Source organism: Gemmobacter nectariphilus DSM 15620 (assembly GCF_000429765.1).
GTDB lineage: Bacteria > Pseudomonadota > Alphaproteobacteria > Rhodobacterales > Rhodobacteraceae > Wagnerdoeblera > Wagnerdoeblera nectariphila.
Genome location: NZ_AUCM01000009.1, coordinates 57,895 through 77,154 on the forward strand (window position 1 = coordinate 57,895; position 19,260 = coordinate 77,154).

Annotated in this window: 22 protein-coding genes; 9 read left to right on the plus strand and 13 right to left on the minus strand. The window is 67.7% G+C overall.

What is annotated here, in order from left to right:
* Nucleotides 1–39 precede the first annotated feature (39 nt).
* The 4 genes from G481_RS0110580 to G481_RS0110595 are packed head-to-tail and all read right to left on the minus strand — an operon-like array spanning nt 40 to nt 3,027.
* Nucleotides 40–564, minus strand: coding sequence for a hypothetical protein (locus tag G481_RS0110580; protein WP_028030002.1), 525 nt, complete (start codon nt 562–564; stop codon nt 40–42).
* Nucleotides 561–1,478, minus strand: coding sequence for a hypothetical protein (locus tag G481_RS0110585; RefSeq protein ID WP_028030003.1), 918 nt, complete (start codon nt 1,476–1,478; stop codon nt 561–563). The genes G481_RS0110580 and G481_RS0110585 overlap by 4 nt, the downstream gene beginning before the upstream one ends.
* A complete protein-coding gene (locus G481_RS0110590; RefSeq protein ID WP_051294463.1) occupies nt 1,475–2,308 on the minus strand; it encodes a GNAT family N-acetyltransferase in 834 nt (277 codons plus the stop codon). Before G481_RS0110590 ends, G481_RS0110585 begins: the two co-directional genes overlap by 4 nt.
* On the minus strand, nt 2,305–3,027 hold the full coding sequence (locus tag G481_RS0110595; protein WP_028030005.1) for a 16S rRNA (uracil(1498)-N(3))-methyltransferase: 723 nt from the start codon (nt 3,025–3,027) through the stop codon (nt 2,305–2,307). Before G481_RS0110595 ends, G481_RS0110590 begins: the two co-directional genes overlap by 4 nt.
* Before the next feature lie 12 nt (nt 3,028–3,039).
* Here G481_RS0110595 and ubiA point away from each other — a divergent pair, with 12 nt between their 5' ends.
* Genes ubiA through G481_RS0110610 form a run of 3 tightly spaced genes read left to right on the plus strand, consistent with a single transcriptional unit; the run spans nt 3,040 to nt 6,582 of the window.
* Nucleotides 3,040–4,008: a 4-hydroxybenzoate octaprenyltransferase gene (gene ubiA / locus G481_RS0110600; RefSeq protein WP_028030006.1), complete on the plus strand. Its 969-nt coding sequence runs from the start codon at nt 3,040–3,042 to the stop codon at nt 4,006–4,008.
* Between the two features lie 55 nt (nt 4,009–4,063).
* A complete protein-coding gene (locus G481_RS23535; RefSeq protein WP_051294464.1) occupies nt 4,064–6,253 on the plus strand; it encodes an OmpA family protein in 2,190 nt (729 codons plus the stop codon).
* Nucleotides 6,250–6,582, plus strand: a complete 333-nt coding sequence (locus tag G481_RS0110610; RefSeq protein WP_028030007.1) for a hypothetical protein — start codon at nt 6,250–6,252, stop codon at nt 6,580–6,582. Before G481_RS23535 ends, G481_RS0110610 begins: the two co-directional genes overlap by 4 nt.
* 195 nt (nt 6,583–6,777) lie before the next feature.
* Here G481_RS0110610 and G481_RS0110615 read toward each other — a convergent pair whose 3' ends face one another.
* Nucleotides 6,778–7,236, minus strand: a complete 459-nt coding sequence (locus G481_RS0110615) for an Lrp/AsnC family transcriptional regulator (protein ID WP_028030008.1) — start codon at nt 7,234–7,236, stop codon at nt 6,778–6,780.
* Entirely contained in the window at nt 7,233–7,697 is a 465-nt protein-coding gene (locus G481_RS0110620; protein WP_035025811.1) for an Lrp/AsnC family transcriptional regulator, read from the minus strand. Before G481_RS0110620 ends, G481_RS0110615 begins: the two co-directional genes overlap by 4 nt.
* Before the next feature lie 121 nt (nt 7,698–7,818).
* On the opposite strand from G481_RS0110620, the gene ilvC reads away from it, so the two are divergent.
* From ilvC to G481_RS26360, 3 genes are all read left to right on the plus strand, one after another.
* Nucleotides 7,819–8,841 (plus strand): ketol-acid reductoisomerase, encoded by a 1,023-nt coding sequence (gene ilvC / locus G481_RS0110625; RefSeq protein WP_028030010.1) that lies wholly within the window; start codon nt 7,819–7,821, stop codon nt 8,839–8,841.
* Nucleotides 8,842–8,986: 145 nt separating this feature from the next.
* On the plus strand, nt 8,987–10,345 hold the full coding sequence (locus G481_RS0110630) for a metallophosphoesterase (protein ID WP_028030011.1): 1,359 nt from the start codon (nt 8,987–8,989) through the stop codon (nt 10,343–10,345).
* A 66-nt stretch (nt 10,346–10,411) separates the two neighbouring features.
* The gene (locus G481_RS26360) at nt 10,412–10,555 is read left to right on the plus strand and encodes a hypothetical protein (RefSeq protein WP_169728715.1); all 144 of its coding nucleotides are present in this window, start codon (nt 10,412–10,414) and stop codon (nt 10,553–10,555) included.
* On the opposite strand, the gene G481_RS23540 is transcribed toward G481_RS26360, so the two are convergent.
* The 6 genes from G481_RS23540 to G481_RS0110665 form a co-directional block, all read right to left on the minus strand.
* Nucleotides 10,552–11,382 carry a CHAD domain-containing protein gene (locus G481_RS23540; RefSeq protein ID WP_051294465.1) on the minus strand — a complete coding sequence of 277 codons (831 nt, stop codon included), beginning with the start codon at nt 11,380–11,382 and terminating at the stop codon, nt 10,552–10,554. The genes G481_RS26360 and G481_RS23540 overlap by 4 nt on opposite strands.
* Before the next feature lie 87 nt (nt 11,383–11,469).
* Nucleotides 11,470–13,113 carry a CTP synthase gene (locus tag G481_RS0110645; RefSeq protein ID WP_028030012.1) on the minus strand — a complete coding sequence of 548 codons (1,644 nt, stop codon included), beginning with the start codon at nt 13,111–13,113 and terminating at the stop codon, nt 11,470–11,472.
* A 134-nt stretch (nt 13,114–13,247) separates the two neighbouring features.
* Entirely contained in the window at nt 13,248–13,598 is a 351-nt protein-coding gene (gene secG, locus G481_RS0110650; protein WP_028030013.1) for a preprotein translocase subunit SecG, read from the minus strand.
* 33 nt (nt 13,599–13,631) lie between these two features.
* Nucleotides 13,632–14,195 (minus strand): helix-turn-helix transcriptional regulator, encoded by a 564-nt coding sequence (locus tag G481_RS23545; RefSeq protein WP_051294466.1) that lies wholly within the window; start codon nt 14,193–14,195, stop codon nt 13,632–13,634.
* Nucleotides 14,195–14,842 carry a cytochrome b/b6 domain-containing protein gene (locus G481_RS0110660; protein WP_028030014.1) on the minus strand — a complete coding sequence of 216 codons (648 nt, stop codon included), beginning with the start codon at nt 14,840–14,842 and terminating at the stop codon, nt 14,195–14,197. The genes G481_RS23545 and G481_RS0110660 overlap by 1 nt, the downstream gene beginning before the upstream one ends.
* A gap of 1 nt (nt 14,843) precedes the next feature.
* The gene (locus tag G481_RS0110665) at nt 14,844–15,104 is read right to left on the minus strand and encodes a PepSY domain-containing protein (RefSeq protein WP_028030015.1); all 261 of its coding nucleotides are present in this window, start codon (nt 15,102–15,104) and stop codon (nt 14,844–14,846) included.
* A gap of 303 nt (nt 15,105–15,407) precedes the next feature.
* On the opposite strand from G481_RS0110665, the gene G481_RS0110670 reads away from it, so the two are divergent.
* The 3 genes from G481_RS0110670 to G481_RS0110680 are packed head-to-tail and all read left to right on the plus strand — an operon-like array spanning nt 15,408 to nt 17,554.
* Complete coding sequence (locus G481_RS0110670; protein WP_028030016.1) at nt 15,408–16,700, plus strand: adenylosuccinate synthase; 1,293 nt, start codon at nt 15,408–15,410, stop codon at nt 16,698–16,700.
* 4 nt (nt 16,701–16,704) lie between these two features.
* On the plus strand, nt 16,705–17,304 hold the full coding sequence (locus G481_RS23550; protein ID WP_051294467.1) for an NAD(P)H-dependent oxidoreductase: 600 nt from the start codon (nt 16,705–16,707) through the stop codon (nt 17,302–17,304).
* Nucleotides 17,305–17,308: 4 nt separating this feature from the next.
* On the plus strand, nt 17,309–17,554 hold the full coding sequence (locus tag G481_RS0110680; RefSeq protein WP_028030017.1) for a DUF2842 domain-containing protein: 246 nt from the start codon (nt 17,309–17,311) through the stop codon (nt 17,552–17,554).
* A gap of 12 nt (nt 17,555–17,566) precedes the next feature.
* Here G481_RS0110680 and G481_RS26235 read toward each other — a convergent pair.
* On the minus strand, nt 17,567–19,260 hold a 1,694-nt coding region (locus G481_RS26235), incomplete at its 5' end, for a hypothetical protein (protein WP_211235198.1).

Here is a 19,260-nt window from a genome sequence, read left to right on the forward strand (position 1 = left end):
GCAGAGGTGGCGCCAAGCCCGCGCCAAGTCAAGGCCCGGTCAAGGCCGCCGGAACGGAAGAATGCGCGACGTTGCGCGTTGCCAGATCAGCGGGGTGTCGCCGGGTGCCGCCAGCGCGGTCAGCAGGCGGTGCCCCTCGATCCCCGGCAAGGTGGTCAGCGCATCGTAAAGTTGCCCCGCGCCCTGTGCATCGACGGGCACCAGCAGCATCTGCCCGTCGCTTTGGCGCAGGCGCCAGACGCGCAGCCCTTGCACGGTGATGAGGCCAAGCTCGGCGAGTTCCGCGAGCGAGACGAAGCCGCCGATGCCGGGGCCGAACCAAGCGATCTGGCCCTCGTCCACCTCGACCACACCGGGGCCACGGGTGACAGGGGCAAAGCGCAGGCGCTGGATCGCCGCGACCAGAAGGCCCGCCCCGACCAAGGCGACTACGCCGCCCAATCCTGCCAGCAGCCAGCCACCGCGCGTGGCCAGCCACAGGCCGAAGGCCAGCGCCACCCCGGCGCCGATCGCCTCGCGCGCGCGGGTCAGGCGGGCGGCAAGTTCGGGGCGGATCAGGCTCATGCGGCGCCCTCCAGCCAGTGGCGCAGGGCGGTGCGGGCGGCCCTGGCGCGGTCAGGGTGCGCGGCCGCATCATGCAAGGCGCGCAGCAGGCGATCCCCGATGAAAAAGCGCAGGACCGGGTCGGACACTTCGGGGCAAGCCTTCAGCATTTGCGCCACATCGGCCGACGGCAGGCCATGGCGCCGCGGGCCGGGACCATCCGGCGGCTGGCGCAGGCCGGCCACCACCAGAAATTGCGCGGCATCCTGGGCGATGGGACGGATGCGCAGGGGTTGCAGATCAAAGGCCCAGACCTCGATGCCGTCATCAGGTGCCGGGGCAAGGTGCAGGTTGTAGGGCGTCAGATCGCCATGCACCCCGGATTGCGCGATGGGGGCATGGGCGAGGCTGCGCGCGGCATGGCGCAGGCCGGCCAGAACCTCGCCCGTCAGGGCACGGTCGGCGGGGGTCAGATCGGGGGGTTGATGGTCCTTGCGGCGCCGGATGAAGGGATGCAGGTTGACAGGCCCCCGGCGCAGGCGCGGCGCGGCAAAGGCCGCCAGCCAGCCCCCTGCCAGATCGACCACCGCCCGGCGTTCGGCAGCATCGGCCTGCGCCAGCACCATATCCATGCGCTGTCCCGGCGCGGGCGCCATCACCGCCAGCCCGTGGTGCGGCGCGACGCGCAACAGTTCGGCCAGCCGGAACAGGCCCTTGGCCATATGCGGGGCGATGCTGTCATGCGCCTCGCGCAGCCGGTCGGTGCGGATGGCTGCATCGGGGCCAAGGACGCGCTTGACGATAACCGGCGCCTCCGCGTCCATCGCCTCGGCCACGATGGCCTGGGCAGAGTGTTGCAGCACGCGGCCCGCGACGATGTGTCCGGGCCCGAAAGCCGCATCCAACGCGGCGTTGAGGGCGGCAAGATCGCTCATGCGGCGGGCTCGATGCGGCAGGCGGTGGGCCAAAGGGCGATGCGATAGCTGCCGATGCGCCGGAAGCCGATGCGGACATAGGCCTTGGCGGCGGCATCCGAGGCCGCGAACAGGATGGCACGCGCCGCGCCCTTGCCGCGCGCCTCGGCCAGCAAGGCGGCCACCGCCTGCCCGGCCAGACCCTGCCCGCGCAGGGCCGGCGGGGTATAGACGCCGCCCACCTGCACCACATCGCCCGCAGCCGCGTTGATCGCCGCCATGGCGATCGGGCGGCCCGCGCGTTCGATCAGGCGAACGGGGCTGTCCTTGACCGCCGCCTCTGCCCGCAGGGCGGCATCGGCGGGGGTGCCGCTGTCCGTCTCGGCCAGATAGCCGGTGAACCAGCCGGTCAGCAGCGGCACGTCGCCCGGCCCCGGCGGGCGGATCGGCTGGGCGGTTTCCGGCAGCCGGGCCAGATCCAGCGCGAACAGCGGCTCGACCCGGTTCAGGCGCGGGCGCACGCCCAGCGCGTCAAGGAAAACGGCAACCTGATCCGCCTCGCCCGTCATGCCCTGCGTCTCGCGCCCGGCCAGCGGGGCCAGCAGCCCATGGACCAGCGCCGGGGTCAGGCCGGGCGCCTGACACATCAGGAAGCCATTGTTCGACAGGCCCAGAACCGCCCCGATCCGGCCGCCGCGATCGTCGATCACATAGGTTGTCGCATGGGGATGGTCCGAGGACGCCAACCCCTGGGCCTGAAGGTTGCCCAGCAGGAACATCGAGGTTTCCAGATGCCCGGACAGAAACGCCGTCAAGGCGGCCTCGTCCCCCGGCACCGCATGGCGGATCATCCCCAGTCCCCCAGCTGCGCCTGCCACAGCGTCAGCGCGGCGACCGCCGCCGTATCGGCGCGCAGGATGCGCGGGCCAAGCGAGAGCGCATGCACAAAGGGCAGCGCGCGCAGCCGCCCCTGTTCGGCGGCGGAAAACCCGCCCTCGGGGCCGATCAGCACCGCCCATGGCCCGCGCGGCAACCCTGCCAGCGGGCGCGAGCGGCCGACCATCGCCTCATCGCACCACAAAAGCTGTCGCCCGGCCGGCCAGGCGGCCAGAACCTTGGACAGGGCCTGCAAATCCTCGACCACCGGGACAAAGGTGCCGCCGCATTGCTCGGTCGCCTCGACGGCATGGGCCTGCAGGCGATCTTGCCGGATGCGTTCGGCATTGGTGTATTCGGTCAGCACCGGCATGATGCGCGCCGCGCCCAGTTCGGTCGCCTTTTCGACGATGAAATCGGTGCGGGCCTTCTTGATGGGCGCGAACATCAGCCAAAGATCGGGCGGCATCTGCACCGGGCGGGTCTGCACCTCGGCCACCAGTTCGCCCCCGCGTTTCGAGGCGGCGCTGACACGGGCGATCCATTCGCCATCGCGCCGGTTGAAGGCCAGAATCGCATCGCCCACCTCCAGCCGCATCACGGCAAAGAGATAGTTCGACTGATCACGGTCCAGCGCGAGCGGTTGCCCCGGGGCAAGCGGCTGGTCTAGATGAAGGCGGACCTTGGGTGTCATGGGAACAGGTGTATGACCGACGCGCCGCGAATGCCAGAGCCGCATGGCACCGTTGCCGATGCCGTGGCGGGAAACTGGGTTGATCGCCGGGCACCGGCGGCGCTGCGCCCGTATCTGCGGCTCAGCCGGGCCGACCGGCCGATCGGCACCTGGCTCTTGCTGCTGCCCTGCTGGTGGGGCGTGGCGCTGGCGGCTGCGTCCGATGCGCCGGGCTGGTGGGATCTGTGGGTGATGATCGCCTGTGGCATCGGCGCCTTTCTGATGCGCGGGGCGGGCTGCACCTGGAACGACATCACCGACCGCGACTTTGATGGTGCCGTTGCACGCACCCGGTCCCGCCCGATCCCGTCAGGGCAGGTGACGGTCAAGCGGGCGCTGGTCTGGATGGCGGCGCAGGCGCTGGTTGCCTTTGCCGTGCTGCTGACCTTTCCGCCACTGGCGATCTGGCTGGGGGTCGGCTCGCTGGTGCTGGTCGCAATCTATCCCTTTGCCAAGCGGTTCACCTGGTGGCCGCAGGTCTTTCTGGGGCTGGCCTTCAACTGGGGCGCCCTGCTGGCCTGGGCCGCACATGATGGCACGATCGGGTGGGCAGCCCTTGTGCTGTGGCTGTCGGGCATTTCCTGGACGCTGTTCTATGACACGATCTATGCCCATCAGGACAAGGACGACGACGCGCTGATCGGCATCAAATCCACCGCCCGGCTGTTCGGCACCCATACGGTGGCCTGGCTGCGCGGCTTCATGGCGCTGACGGTCCTTTTGCTGACGCTGGCCACGCTGATGGCGCTGCTGGGGGCCGATGCGGGCTGGATGGCGGTGCTGATCGCGCTGGCCGGCATCTGGATCTTTGCCGCGCATCTGGGCTGGCAACTCGCGCAGCTGGACATCGACAGCCCCGACACCTGCCTGCGGCTGTTCCGGTCGAACCGCGATGCTGGCCTTGTGGTTGCGCTGTTTCTTGCCGCTGCGGCGCTGGTGTGATTGAACCTGCCCCCCACGCGCCTTACGAGTGGCCGATAACGATGCGGAATCGCTCATGCGCTTGAAACCTGCCATTCTTACCGCAATCGCCTTTGCCTGTGCGGCCGTGCTGTCCTTGCTGATGGCGATGGCCGTGGGCGGCGCACTGGAATCACGCAGCCAGCGTCACGTCACCCGCGCGCTGAATGCGGCAGGTCTGACCTGGGCCAGCGCCAGCGCCGACGGGCTGATCGTCACCCTGACCGGCACCGCACCGACCGAGGCCGTGCGCTTTCGCGCCACCACCGTCGCCGGCCGGGTCGTCGGGGCCAGCCGGGTGATCGACAGCATGGCGGTGACCCCGGCCAAGGCCCTGACCGCCCCGCGCTTTTCGCTGGAGCTGCTGCGCAACGACGACGGGATTTCCATGATCGGCCTTGTGCCCGCATCCTGGGACACCGCACCGCTGCTGACCACGGCCAGCCAGCTGGCCCCGGCAGACAGCCTGTCCAACATGCTGGAAACCGCCGATTTCCCGGTCCCCGCCGCATGGGCGCCTGCCATGGATTTCGGCCTTGTCGCGCTGCGCCTGCTGCCCAGGTCCAAGATTTCCGTGGCCGCCGATGGCGTGACCGTCACCGCCATCTCGGACAGCCCGGCGCAAAAGCGGCGCTTTGAATCCGACCTTGGCCGCGCCTTGCCGCAAGACGTGCCCGTCACCATCCAGATCTCGGCCCCCCGCCCGGTGATCGCCCCCTTCACGCTGCGCTTCGTGATTGACGAGGATGGCCCCCGCTTTGATGCCTGCGCGGCTGACAGCGACCGCTCGCTGAACCGCATCCTCAATGCGGCCAGGCTGGCCAAGGTCGAGGGCACCCCCGCCTGCACCCTGGGCCTTGGCGCCCCCTCGCCCCGCTGGCCCGATGCGGCCGAGGCGGTGATCGCCGCCATGGCCGAACTGGGGGCCGGATCGGTGACCATCTCGGATGTCGATGTCACGCTGATCGCCGCCTCGACCGTCGCGCAATCCGACTTCGACCGCGTGATCGGCGAGCTGACCAACCGCCTGCCCGATGTCTTCTCGCTCAAGGCGACGCTGACCCCGCGCCCGCAGACCGAAGGCCCGCAGGGCCCGGCGCAATTCACCGCCACCCTCTCGCCCGAAGGCAATGTCCAGCTGCGCGGCCGCCTCGTCGATCAGCGGATGCGCGAGTCGGTCGAGGCCTATGCCCATGCCCGCTTTGGCGCCGCGAACGTCTATATCGCGGCCCGGCTGGACGACAGCCTGCCCAGCGGCTGGGGCCTGCGCGTGCTGGCCGGCCTTGCCGCGCTGGCACAGCTGCACAATGGCGTCGTCCTGGTCGAACCCGAGAGCCTGGCCCTGCGCGGCATCACCGGCAACAAGGAGGCGCGCTCGGACATCTCGCGCCTGCTCTCGGACCGGCTGGGCCAGGGGGCCGGCTTTTCGGTCGATGTGACCTACGAGGAACGGCTCGACCCCGCCCGCGCCTTGCCGACGCCCGACCAGTGCCTGACCATGGCCAACACGGTGCTGGCCAAGCGGCAGATCACCTTTGCCCCCGGCAAGGCCGAGATCGAGGGCGAATCGAATGCGATCATCGCCGAACTGGCCGATGCCCTGACCGATTGCACGGGTGCCCCGCTGGAAATCGGCGGGCACACCGATTCGCAAGGCCGGGCCGAAACCAACCTCGATCTCAGCCAGCAGCGCGCCGATGCCGTTCTGGCAGCCCTCGACGCGCGCGGCGTCGACACATCGGCCATGACCGCCCGTGGCTACGGCGCGGCTGAGCCCATCGCCGACAACGGAACCGAGGAAGGCCGCGTCGCGAACCGCCGCATCGCCCTGCGCCTTGTCTCGCCCGACGAGCCCGCCGCCGCGCCCGAGCTAATCGGCATCGACCCCGAGCCCGAAGACGACGGCGAGGCGATCGCCCCCCCGCCCGACCGCCCCGACGATCTGGTCCCGGGCGAGATCGGCGATGCCGAAGGCGACGAGCCGATGGGGGACGCCGGCGATCTCGAGGTCGGCGCCGATGGAGATGCGCTGGCCGCCGATCCCGAAGGGCCCGTCCCTGACGAGACGGCAGGCGAGGGCGCTGCGATCACCCGTCCGGCGGATGCCGGCGCGCTGATCCGCGATGCCCTTGGCGCCAATGGCGACCCCGAGCTTGGCGAATGGCGCGACACTGCCGGCCCCACTGCCCTGCGACCCAAACCCCGCCCCGAGGAGGCCGGCCAATGAACAGCACCGAACTCATCTTCGGCATGGCGATCATCCTGTTCGTCGCCTTCGGGCTGGGCTGGTTCGCCTATTGGCTGTTGCACCGCTTCACCCGCGTGCCCGGGGCCGATACGGCCGAACTGGAACGGCTGGCCCAATCGCTGCACGAGGCCGAGGAAACCCGTGACGAGGCCATCGTCTACCTCCAGCAGCGCGAGGCAGAGCTTGCCAACCGCATCGCCCAGACCGAGGCCGAGCTGCGCGCCGCGATGGACGGGCTGCGCAATGCCCGCGCCGAAACCGAACGCCTGCGCGCCCAGCTTGGCCGCCGCAACGAGGACACGCAGTAAGCTGGCGCACGACAGGGGGCAATCGCCCGGCCGAAGGCCATTCGCCCGCTCCGGCACTGCCGCCGCCCGCAGGCCGGGCGCGCGACCCCCTTTCACCTTGCCCAAAATACCCCCGCCGGAGGCACGCCGCGCCCTGGCGCGGCGCCCCGCCCAAAGCTTCGTGCCGCGCCTGCGCGGCTCGGGGCTGCGGGAGCGCTACCCCAGAGGTCCGGGGCGGCGCTCTTCGGACAGCAGCACATTGGCCTCCACCTGCCCCACGCCCGGCAGGGTCATGATGCGCCGGCGCAGGATGCGTTCGAAATCCGACAGATCGCGCGCCACAACCCGCAGGCGATAATCGAACAGCCCCAGCACATGCTGCACCACCTGAACCTCGGGGATCGCGGTCACCGCGCGCTCGAAATCCTCGATGCTGACCCGCCCCTTGGTCGCCAGCTTCAGCCCCAGGAACACCGTCACGCCAAAGCCCACGGCCGGGCGGTCCACCTCGACCCGGCGGCCGCGGATGACGCCTGCCTCCTCCAGACGCCGCACCCGGCGCCAGGCGGCGGGCTGGCTGATCCCCAGCGCCCGGCCCAGCGCCCCGGCCCCCTGCCCCGCATCTTGCGCCAGCATCCGCAGCAGCGCGCGGTCGGTATCATCGAGGTCGATCATACTGGCAGCGCCCCCTCGTCCTTGATGGTGGCGACCAGCACCAGCGCTTCGATATCGGCGATATGCGGCAAGGTCAGGATGCGGGTGCGATAGACCTCCTGATAATGCCGCATGTCGCGGGCAATGACGTTCAGCCGCACATCGACCCGGCCCAGAAAGGTCTCGATGTTGATGACCTCGGGCACCTCGCGCGCTGCATTGATGAATTCGTCAAAGGCCCGCGGATTGGTCTTGTCGAGATTGAAGCGCAGGCTCACCTCGACCTCATAGCCCATGGCGCGCCAATCGATCACCGCCTGAGGGGGGCCGATCACCCCGGCACCGCGCAGCCGGTCCAGCCGGCGCCAGCAGGTGGCCGTGGTCACCCCCGCCCGTTCGGCCAGATCGGCCGTCGACACCTCGGGCGCGGCCAGCAGCTGACGGATCAGGCGGCGGTCAGTATCGTCGATCTGAATGAACATTTCACCATCCTGCCTATCTGCGCATGATATCTGCAGACTTTTGCAGAAATCGTCAATCTTTGCACAGGCTATCTTGGCAATCCGCCTATTCTTGCGCCATCAAGAACCGAAAGGACATCCGATGCGCGTTTACTATGACCGCGACTGCGACGTGAACCTGATCAAGGACAAGAAGGTCGCGATCCTCGGCTATGGCAGCCAGGGCCACGCCCATGCCCTGAACCTGCGCGATTCCGGCGCCAAAAATCTGGTCGTCGCGCTGCGCCCCGGCTCGGCCTCGGCGAAAAAGGCCGAAGCCGAAGGGCTGAAGGTGATGGAAATCGCCGAGGCCGCAAAATGGTGCGACCTGATCATGTTCACCATGCCCGATGAACTTCAGGCCGAAACCTACAAGAAATACGTCCACGACAACCTGCGTGAAGGCGCCGCGATCGCCTTTGCCCACGGCCTGAACGTGCACTTCGGCCTGATCGAGCCGAAGCCCGGCGTCGATGTCATCATGATGGCGCCCAAGGGCCCCGGGCACACCGTGCGCGGCGAATATGTCAAGGGCGGCGGCGTGCCCTGCCTGGTCGCGGTGAACAACGATGCCACCGGCCGCGCGCTGGAAATCGGTCTGTCCTACTGCTCGGCCATCGGTGGCGGGCGCTCGGGCATCATCGAGACCAACTTCAAGGAAGAATGCGAGACCGACCTGTTCGGCGAACAGGCCGTGCTGTGCGGCGGTCTGGTCGAGCTGATCCGCATGGGCTTTGAAACCCTGGTCGAGGCCGGCTATGCCCCGGAGATGGCCTATTTCGAATGCCTGCACGAAGTGAAGCTGATCGTGGACCTGATCTACGAAGGCGGCATCGCGAACATGAACTACTCGATCTCGAACACCGCCGAATATGGCGAATATGTCTCGGGCCCGCGCATCCTGCCCTATGACGAGACCAAGGCCCGCATGAAGGCCGTGCTGCGCGACATCCAGACCGGCAAGTTCGTGCGTGACTTCATGCAGGAAAACGCCGTCGGCCAGCCGTTCTTCAAAGGCACCCGCCGCATGAACGATGCGCACCAGATCGAACAGGTCGGCGAAAAGCTGCGCGCCATGATGCCCTGGATTTCCAAGGGCAAGATGGTCGACAAGGCCCGCAACTGATTGCTGTTGCACAAGGAACTTTTCGGGGGCGCCACTGGCGCCCCCTTCTTGTTACGGGTTGTCGCGTGGCTGTTTCCTTGTCAGCATAGGTCTGCAGGCCAAACCGAGCCGCCCCCCTCGGCGGACCAGTGGAAAGGACCGGCCCATGCAGATCGACCTTCACCGGCGCAGCGCGCTGCAACTTCTGGCATCCAGCGTGGCCCTTCTTCCCATGGCAGCCTATGCACAAGCTCCGGCACCGGCCGGGCGCATTCTGATCCTGTCGGACCTGCATTCGGCCTATGAACGCAGCGCGCAGCTGCTGGCCGCGCTGGAGGCCGAGGTTGCCATTCATGACGTGCCGCATCTGATCGTCATCAACGGCGATGTGTTCGAGATCGGCAATGCCGTCACCAAACGCTCGGGCGGGGCGATCGACTGGGCCTTGCTGAAGGCGCTGGCCAGGCTGGCGCCGACAGTGCTGAACCTTGGCAATCACGAACCCGATCTGGTCGAGGATCTGGCCCAGGCCATCGCCCGGGCGCAGGCTGCGGGCCTGACGGTGGTGTCAAACATCGGTGACGCCCGCACCGGCCAGCCCTTCGCCAAGGCAACAGCCGCGCTGCAGCTGGGGGACATGCCCGTCAAGCTGGTCGGCATCGCCACCGATGCGATCACCACTTACCCCAAGGCGCAACGCGACAGCCTTGCGATTCCCGCCCCTGTCGATTGGGCTGCCGCCCATCTTGGCGATGCCTTGGCAGGGCCGGGGCTGAATGTCGTGCTCAGCCATGCCGGCGTGGTGGCAGACCGCGCCATCCTGCCCATGCTGCCCGATGGCACGCTGCTGATCGGCGGGCACGATCATTTGCTGTTCACCCACGATCAGGGCGCAACGCGCTATGTGCACACCGGATCGTGGAGCAGCACCTATACCGTGGCCGACATCGGCGCCGATGGCAGCATCGGCCTGACCCAGGTTCCGGTCGATCCTGCGGGCCCTGCCTCGGCCGATCTGGCCGCGCTGATCGCCGCCACCATGGCCGAACACCTGACCGATGCAGAACGGGCGACGGTTGCCACCGCCCCGGCCGCGCTGACACTGGCCGAGACCGGGCGCTTTGTGGCGGCGGCCATGGCGCAGGCTGCGGGGGCGGATGTCGGCTTCATCGGCCATACCACGCTGGGCACCGGCCTGGCTGCGGGGGCGGTCAGCCTGCATGCCTTCAACTCGGTCGTGCGCTTTGATGGCAAGCTGGTGGTGGCCGATGTCGATGCGGCCACGCTGTCCGAGATTCTGGCCGTCTGCAACCAGGATCAGGCCGCCACGCTGGACCAGCGCACCGGCGATTTCCTGTATGCCGCGCCGACCCAGGTGCCGCAAAAGGCCACTTATCGTATCGTCACCGGCGACTGGCCCGCGATGAACCAGAAGAAATACTTCCTGCGTGAAGATTTGGTCTTTGCCCCCGGCCCCGAGACGACGATCAAGCCGCTGGTGCTGGCGGCCATCGGCAAGGGCTGAAGGCGCGATCGGTTGACAGGCGCGCAGGCGTTAACGAAGGTTAACGCCTGTTTTCGGAGTTCTGCCATGCGCCTGCTGATCCTTGCACTGTCTGTCTGGGCAAGCGCCACCCCGCTTGCGCTGGCCCATGGCGGTGGCTGCCGCAAATCCTCGCCGCCCGGGCAATGCTGCCACATGGACAACAAGGCCGGCCGGGTGCACTGCCACTAGACCCAGGGCAAGGGCGCGGTAGACAGGCGCAGCCACAGCGCCTCGGCCGCGACCAGCGCGCGCGCCTGCTTGCCGGGCAGCACCTTGGGCAAGGCGCGCCCTTCCAGCGCCATGGCGACCTGCCAGTCGTTCAAGATGCCCAAGGCATCCTGAATGTCGCGAAAGTCGCTGCGGAACGGCTCCTGGTCCAGACCGGGCACCACCGGGCCAAGAAACTCGACCAGATACCGCATCGATTTCAGATCCTTGCGAAATTCGTGCCGTGCAAGCGGGTCCATCGTGGATACCGAGGCCCCGTGACAGCCGCAATCGGCCCAGGCCGAAGCAAGCCGGCCCACCGCCCAGCCGCCCACCGGGGCCGACTGCGCCGCACGGGCGCCCTCGCTGCGGCGCCAAAGCTTGCCGCCCTGCGCCGTCAACCGCGCCAGCTGAGCCGCCAGCTGGTCGGCCTGCAGGGATTTCAGCCGTTTGCGAACCTTGGCGCGGATCCTGGCATTCCGGCGCAGCCGCCCCTTGTGGCCTGGCATGTCGCAGCGGGTTTCCAGATGCACATCGCTGTCGCGCAGCTTGCCCAGCAGGCGAAAGATCGCCTTGGCCTGATCGCGCAACCGCGTCTGCCGTTTGCGGCGCAGCAAATCCGAAAAGGCATCAATCGCGGTGGTCAGCCGCCGCAACGCCACCCGCGCCTTGTGCGGACCCTCGGGCGCGTCGCAGTCCAGCACCGTGTCCAGCGCCTCGGCGAAATCGCTGGCGCAATCGCGGGCAATCTGGCGAAAGGCCGCCTCGCATGTGGTCGAGGGCAAGAGGGGTTCGGCTGGCTCGGCCATGGCAACGGTCCGCAGTGGTGCGTCACCACAACAGACTAGCACGTTTTGTAACGCGGGCATGACAACCTTGCCCTGCCCGCGCGAAGATCAGACCAGCCGGCTGACCTCGACGGCCGCACGGACAAAATCGGCGAACAGCGGGTGCGGCTCGAAGGGCTTGGATTTCAGCTCGGGGTGGAACTGCACGCCGATGAACCACGGATGGCCCTTGTGCTCGACGATCTCGGGCAGACGTCCATCGGGGGACATGCCGGAAAATTCCATCCCGCAAGCCTCCAGCTTGTCGCGATAGCGGATGTCGACCTCGTAGCGGTGGCGGTGGCGTTCCTCGATGCGGGTGTCGCCATAGACCTCGGCCACGCGCGAGCCTTCGGACAGCACGGCGGTGTAGGCGCCAAGGCGCATGGTGCCGCCCTTGTCGTCATCGACCTTGCGTTCCACCCGGTGGTTGCCCTGCACCCATTCCTTGAGGTGATAGACGACCGGCGTGAACCGCTTGGCCCCGGCCTCGTGGTCGAATTCCTCGGACCCGGCATCGTCGATCCCGGCCAGATTGCGCGCGGCCTCGATCACCGCCATCTGCATCCCAAGGCAGATGCCCAGATAGGGGATGCGCTTTTCACGGGCGAACTGCGCCGCGCGGATCTTGCCTTCGGTCCCGCGTTCGCCAAAGCCGCCAGGCACGAGAATCGCGTGGAAGCCTTCCAGATAGGGCGCCGGATCCTCGCGTTCAAAGATTTCGGCGTCGATCCACTCGGCCTTGACCTTGACGCGGTTCGCCATGCCGCCATGGGTCAGCGCCTCGGCGATGGATTTGTAGGCGTCTTCCAACTGGGTGTATTTCCCGACGATCGCCACGCGGACCATGCCTTCGGCATTGGTCAGCCGGTCCATCACGTCTTCCCAGCGCGTCAGGTTGGGGCGCGGGGCGGGGGCAATGCCGAACGCGTCCAGAACCGCCTGATCCAGCCCTTCGCGGTGATAGGCCAGCGGCGCCTCGTAGATGGTTTTCAGATCATAGGCCGCGATCACCGCCGATTTGCGCACGTTGCAGAACAGCGCGATCTTCTCGCGCTCTTTCTCGGGGATCGGGTGCTCGCTGCGGCAAACCAGCACGTCGGGGGCCAGGCCGATGGATTGCAGCTCCTTGACCGAATGCTGGGTCGGCTTGGTCTTCAACTCGCCCGAAGCGGCCAGATAGGGCAGCAGCGTCAGGTGCATCAGGATGCACTCGCCGCGCGGGCGTTCGTGGATGAACTGACGGATCGCCTCGAAGAACGGCAGACCCTCGATATCGCCGACGGTGCCGCCGATCTCGCACAGCATGAAATCGCATTCATCCTCGTCGATGCGAAGGAAGTCCTTGATTTCATTTGTTACATGCGGAACCACCTGGATCGTCTTGCCCAGGTAGGTGCCACGGCGCTCTTTTTCCAGCACGTTGGAATAGATGCGGCCCGAGGAAATGGAATCGGTCTTGCGCGCCGAAACGCCGGTGAAGCGTTCGTAATGGCCCAGATCCAGATCGGTTTCCGCGCCATCGTCGGTGACGAACACCTCGCCATGTTCAAAGGGCGACATCGTACCAGGATCGACGTTCAGATAGGGATCCAGCTTGCGAAGGCGCACGGAGTAGCCGCGAGCCTGAAGCAGCGCCCCAAGCGCCGCCGAGGCAAGCCCTTTGCCAAGGGACGAAACCACGCCGCCGGTGATGAAGATGTAACGTGCCATGGCAGCCCCCGTGAATGGCGAATGGATTGCAGAATCGCAAGATCACGGGATCCAAGCTATACAATGCCCTGTCCCGCGACGCAATGCGCCGCAAGCGATTGCGGCCCGAAGGCCGCAATAAACAACAGTTGGTGTCAGTCGACGCGCGGAGGCGTCAGCGGCTGATCGCTGGGGCCGGGGGGCAGCAAGGAGCTGCCAGGCGCAGCCGGGGCCGGGGCGGTCGTCCCTGCCGGGGTTGCCGCGTCGATCACCGAGGACGAGGCCGCTTCGCGACGTGCCAGCACCGTCAGAGCGATCGAGGTGCAGATGAAGCCGATGGCCAGAAGCCAGGTGATCTTGCCCAGCGCAGTGGCCGCCGAACGGCCCGAAACCACGCCGCCACCGCCACCAATGCCAAGGCCGCCGCCTTCGGAGCGCTGCAGCAGCACGACGCCAACCAGCGCCAGAGCCAGGATCAGGTGGATGGTGAGAACGACGTTTTCCATGCGCGGGGACCTGTCTGCTGCCGACAGGGCTATCTAGTCGGACCGATGGCCCGGCGCAAGGGCAGAAGCCCCCTCTTGGGCCGAAAGCGGCGCCGTATGGCTTGCGGGGGCGGGCAACCCCTCGTCCAGCAGGTCCTCGACGAACCAGGCGGCGAACTGTGCGCGACCCGAAACGCCGGCCTTGGCATAGATCCGCGTCAACTGGGCGCGCACCGTGCCATCGGCGACACCGCGCACCCCGGCGATCTCGGACACATCAAGGCCCTTGAGCGCCAGAAAACCGACATCCCGCTCGGCCGGTGTCAGGCCCCAGCGGGTGAATTGCGATTCGATGACCTGCGCCAGCGTGCCCCGGGCGGTGGCCAGCGCCCGATCCTGCACACGCAGCCGATCCAGGGCGACACGCAGCTGCCAGGCGCCGACGCCCATCCCAAGGACCAGCGCAACCACGACCAGCGCCTCGAAAACGGAATGGGGCGCCGCGGGACCGGCCCGAAGATCGGCCAGCGCATCCCCGACGAAAAAGACGGCGGCCACCCCTTGCACCGCAAGGATGGCCGCCAGCGCGGCAGGTTGCAATCGTCCCTTGCGGGTCATCACCGCCCCTTGCCTCGGCCAGTCACCATGGGACGGACCAGATTGCGCCGCAACGCGCGGCTTTCGACCACGACCCCGGCCACATGGATCATTGCCAGGATCAGCATCAGATTCGCGGCCCCCTCGTGCAGCTCGCCTGCAGCCTCGGACAGACCGCCCTCATCATCCTCTTTGCCGGCGCTCTTCGCAAGCATCGACCAGTCGCCAGCCGCCACCGCCGCCTTCTGTTCGGCAATCGTCACCGGGCTTTGACCATCCGTCATGATCAGCCCCGTCACGGTCACCACCGCCAGACTGGCCCACAGCGCATAGACCATCAGCGCCCCGGCCGGGTTGTGCGACATGTGTTCGCGCGGGCGCCCGCGCACAAGATCGACCAGATGCGACATCGCGGCGCGCGGGTCGGGCGGAAAAGCGGAAAAGCGTGCCTCGGCCGGCCCGATCACCCCCCAGATCAGTCGCATCGCCAGCAGCGCCATCACCGCCCAGCCGATCCAGACATGCACCGTGCCGCCCGGCTTGTTCAGCAGCCCGTTCGACACCACGGCCAGCGCGATTCCCCAATGCGTGATGCGGATCAGCGGATCCCAGGGGTCGGGAGGCGCAACCGCGCCCCCCCGCCGCCCCGAAGCCACAGGGCGGGCCATATCAGTGATCGGCCTTGATCTTGGTGATGGCGCCCGATTTCGGGTCGATGTAAACTTCCCACATCTTCTTGTCGGCATCGGTGCATTTTGCCTCGATCTTGCCGTCCTCGGCTTCGAACGAGGTCACGGTGCAGCCGGCCTTGGCCAAGGCGGCGGTCGCGTCGGTCGGGTTGGTGCCGACCATATCGCCGACAGCCGGCATGGCCATCGCCGAGACCGGGGCCGCGCAGAGGGCAAGAGCAAGGATCAGATGCTTGGTCATGTGTCGAACCTTTCGCAGGTTTGCACCCCGGCGACATGCCGAGGCGATGGCCCGACCTGCCAGCCGCCAGATCCGCCGTCGATGCGCACAGGGCTGATCTTGCCCCCTGTAAGCGTCCGCTTATGCCGCGCAGTCCCAAGGCTCTGGCCAATTTCCATGTCCGATCGCCAGTCAGCCGCCAATCCGGGCGGAAACGCCGGCCATCCCCGCACAACCTGATGCCGCGGCGCTTTTTCCTGTTTCGCGCCCTGCCCCACACCGCTATAGAGCAGCCGGTTTCACCTGAAGGGAAGGACCATCCCAATGGCCAACGTGGTTGTCGTAGGCGCCCAGTGGGGCGACGAAGGCAAGGGTAAGATCGTCGACTGGCTGTCGGAACGCGCCGATGTGATCGCGCGCTTCCAGGGCGGGCACAACGCGGGCCATACCCTCGTCATCGACGGCGTGACCTACAAGCTGTCGCTGCTGCCCTCGGGCATCGTGCGCGGCGGCAAGCTGTCGGTCATCGGCAATGGCGTCGTGCTGGACCCCTGGGCGCTGCTGTCGGAAATCGACAAGCTGGCGGCCCAAGGTGTCGTGGTCGATCCCAAGGGCCTGTTGATCGCGGAAAACACCCCGCTGATCCTGCCTGTCCATGGCGAGCTGGACCGCGCGCGGGAATCGCAGAATTCGGTTGCCAAGATCGGCACCACCGGCCGCGGCATCGGTCCGGCCTATGAAGACAAGGTTGGCCGCCGCTCGATCCGCGTGGCGGATCTGGCCGACGAGGCGACGCTCGATCTGCGCATCGGCCGCCTGCTGACGCACCACAACGCGTTGCGCGCGGGCCTTGGCCTTGATCCGGTCGATCCGGTCGCGCTGAAGGCGCAGCTGATGGAGGTTGCGCCGAAGATCCTGCCCTATGCCGCCCCGGTCTGGAAAGTGATGACCGAGGCCCGCAAGGCCGGCAAGCGCATCCTGTTCGAAGGCGCGCAAGGCAGCCTGCTGGATGTCGATTTCGGCACGTATCCCTATGTCACCTCGTCGAACACGCTGGCGGGCATGGCGGCAACCGGCACGGGCCTTGGCCCGACGGCGGTGGATTTCGTGCTGGGCATCGTCAAGGCCTATACCACCCGCGTCGGCGAAGGCCCCTTCCCGACAGAACTGCATGACGCCGATGGCGAACGTCTGGGCGTGCGCGGCCACGAATTCGGCACCGTCACCGGGCGCAAGCGGCGCTGCGGCTGGTTCGATGCGGTTCTGGTGCGCCAGACCTGCGCCACTTCGGGGGTGTCGGGCATCGCGCTGACCAAGCTGGACGTTCTGGACGGGTTCGAGACGCTGAAGATCTGCACCGGCTATGAACTGGATGGCCAGGTGCTGGACTATCTGCCGACGGCCGCGAACCTTCAGGCCCGCGTCAAGCCGATCTACGAGGAGCTGGAGGGCTGGTCCGAATCGACCGCCGGTGCCCGTAGCTGGGCCGATCTGCCGGGTGCTGCGGTGAAATATGTCCGCCGCATCGAAGAGCTGATCCAGTGTCCCGTGGCCCTGCTGTCCACCAGCCCCGAACGCGACGACACCATTCTGGTGACCGACCCGTTCTCGGATTGATCCGATGCGGGTTCTGCTGATCGACGCCCACCCAGACGCCGACCGGCTTTCGGCCCATCTGCTGGACACCTATGCCGCCGCCCTGCCTGCCGATGCGCAGGTAGAGCGGCTGGCGGTCCGCGATCTGGACTTCAACCCCGATCTCTCGCGCGGCTATGTGGACGTCCCGCCGCTGGAACCCGATCTGGACCGCGCCCTGACGGCGATCGAGGGGTGCGACCATCTGGTTCTGGCCTTTCCGCTGTGGTGGGGGGCGGAACCGGCGCGGCTCAAGGGGTTCTGGGACCGGGTGCTGCTGCCCCGGCGCGCGTTCCGTTATCACAAGGACGATCCCTGGTGGGACCGGCTGCTGGCTGGCCGGTCCGCCGATGTGATCGTCACCATGGATACCCCGCCGCTGTATCTGCGGCTGGCCTATTTCGACCCGCTGGGCTGGCGCTATCGGCGCCAGGTGCTGGGGTTTGTCGGGTTCCGCCCGGTTCGCCTGCTGTATTTCGGCATGGTCCGGCGCGGCGGGGCCGAAAGCAACCTGCCCCGCTGGCGAGACCGGCTGGTCAAGGCGGCGCGCACGGCCAGCGGCCTGCGCCGCGGAAAAAAGGGCTGAACCGATGGAGTATCGCACCCGCAAACGGCTGTCGTTGCTGATCCTGCTGGTCGGACTGCCGCTTTACATCGTCGCGGCGGTCAGTCTGGTGAACTGGCTGGACCGCCCGCCGATCTGGCTGGAATTCCTGGTCTATGTCGGGCTGGGTGTCGTCTGGGCGCTGCCGTTTCGCAAGGTGTTCCGCGGGATCGGTCAAGCGGATCCCGCGGAACGCGAACGGGGGCCCGAAGGCCCCCGCGATGATCGGTAATCCGGCGCCGGTTCAGCCGGCGTAGCGGCGCGCCTCGGCCAGCGCCTCGGAATTCTCCGGCAATGCAAAAAGCCCCCGGCGGGGACGGATCAGACGACCTTCACGCAGCAGGACGCCAAAGGCGATCAGCGCATCCTCTTTGCTTCCGGCAAGATCGGTCGCCTCGGACATTCGCATCAAGAGCTGGCGGTTGAAATCGTCGCGTCCTTCGACGGCCATCAACCAGGCGCCCGTCGCTTCCATCCGGTCGGCCAGATCGGCCACTCCGACATGGCGCAGGAAATCCTTGAGCTCGCCGCCACCGCCGAACAGGTTGTCGTGGCTGCCGTCGACTTCGTCCTCGTCATCGTCATCCTGCAGGGCAAGAGCCATGTTCGAGGCCGCGACATGACGCGGGCGCACAGGCGCGGCAACGGCGGGGGCGGCAACTGCCGGGCGGTCGATCCGCTGGGCCGAGACCAGAACCAGCGGCGGCACACGGCCCGATTTGGCGGCCGGCTCGGCCTCGTCGGCCTTGCGCGGGCGCACGGCATCGGCAAGGTCGCTGCGATAGGCGGCCGTGACGTCAGCGGCGCGGGTTTTTTCGTCCTGCGGCGCCATGCGTTCGGCAACGGTCGCTGCAACGGCGGCCTTCAGATGCGCAATGGTCGAGGTGCGGCGGCGCGTTTCGGCGCCCTCCATCTCGGTATTGGCGTGGCGGATCAGCCGGTCGACGGCGGCGTCATCCGATTGCGCACCGCTTTCGGCCAGACGGTCGGCCGCACGCTGCGGACGCGCCGGGCGCGCAGGCCGGGCCGGATGGGCTGACACCGCTGCCACCGGAGCCGCAGCCGTTTCAGGACGCGGGGTTTCCGGACGCTTGCCACGACCACCCGCCCGCACCGGGCGGTTCGGACGCACCTTGGCAGGCTCGGGCTGGGCCAGAGCCGCCTCGGACGCGGCAGCCGTCTCTTGCGGTTCGGTTTGCACAACGGGTTCGGCGGCGGCCACAGCTTCGGGCTGGGCGCGACGCACCTTGATCACGCGGGCGCGCGACGGAATGTCGGCAAGCGCCGTCACGTCCTGAACCGTTTCTGCGGTGCCTTCTGCATCCGCTGCAACCCTTGCGTTATCGGCATCACCTTCTGCAATGCCTGTGGTTGCATCATGGGCCGGTTCTGCAAGGCGCGCAATAAGGCTGTCGACCTCGTCGCTGGCAATCTCGGCCTCTTGCTCGGATTCGGCGATCTGCGGCGCGGTTTCGGGCGCCTGGACCGGCGCGGCCACGACAGCCTCGGTCACGGCGGTCAGCACGGCGTCGATATCAAAGCTCGTCTCGAGCTCACCCGATTCGGCCTCGTCAAGGATGGCAACAGGCGGTTCGGGCTCGGCCGCTGCCTCGGCGGCGGCTTCGGCCTCCAGCCCTTCAAAGGCGGCTTCCAGCGCATCAAGGTCGAAATCGGCCGCAGGGGCGTTCACCACATCAACAGCAGCCGGGGCATCGGTCGGCACGATCGCGACCTCGGCCACCTCCGGCTCGGTCTGGGCCGGTGCGGCAACCGGGGCCGCCTGGCGCGCCGCAGCGGCCCGGCGGTTCGCGCGGCGCCGACGCACCGCCCAACGGCTGGCATTCGGGCGCGCCGCGACAGGGGTCGCTTCGGCTTCGGCTTCGGCTTCGGCTTCGGCTTCGGCTTCGGCTTCGGCTTCGGCTTCGGCTTCGGCTTCGG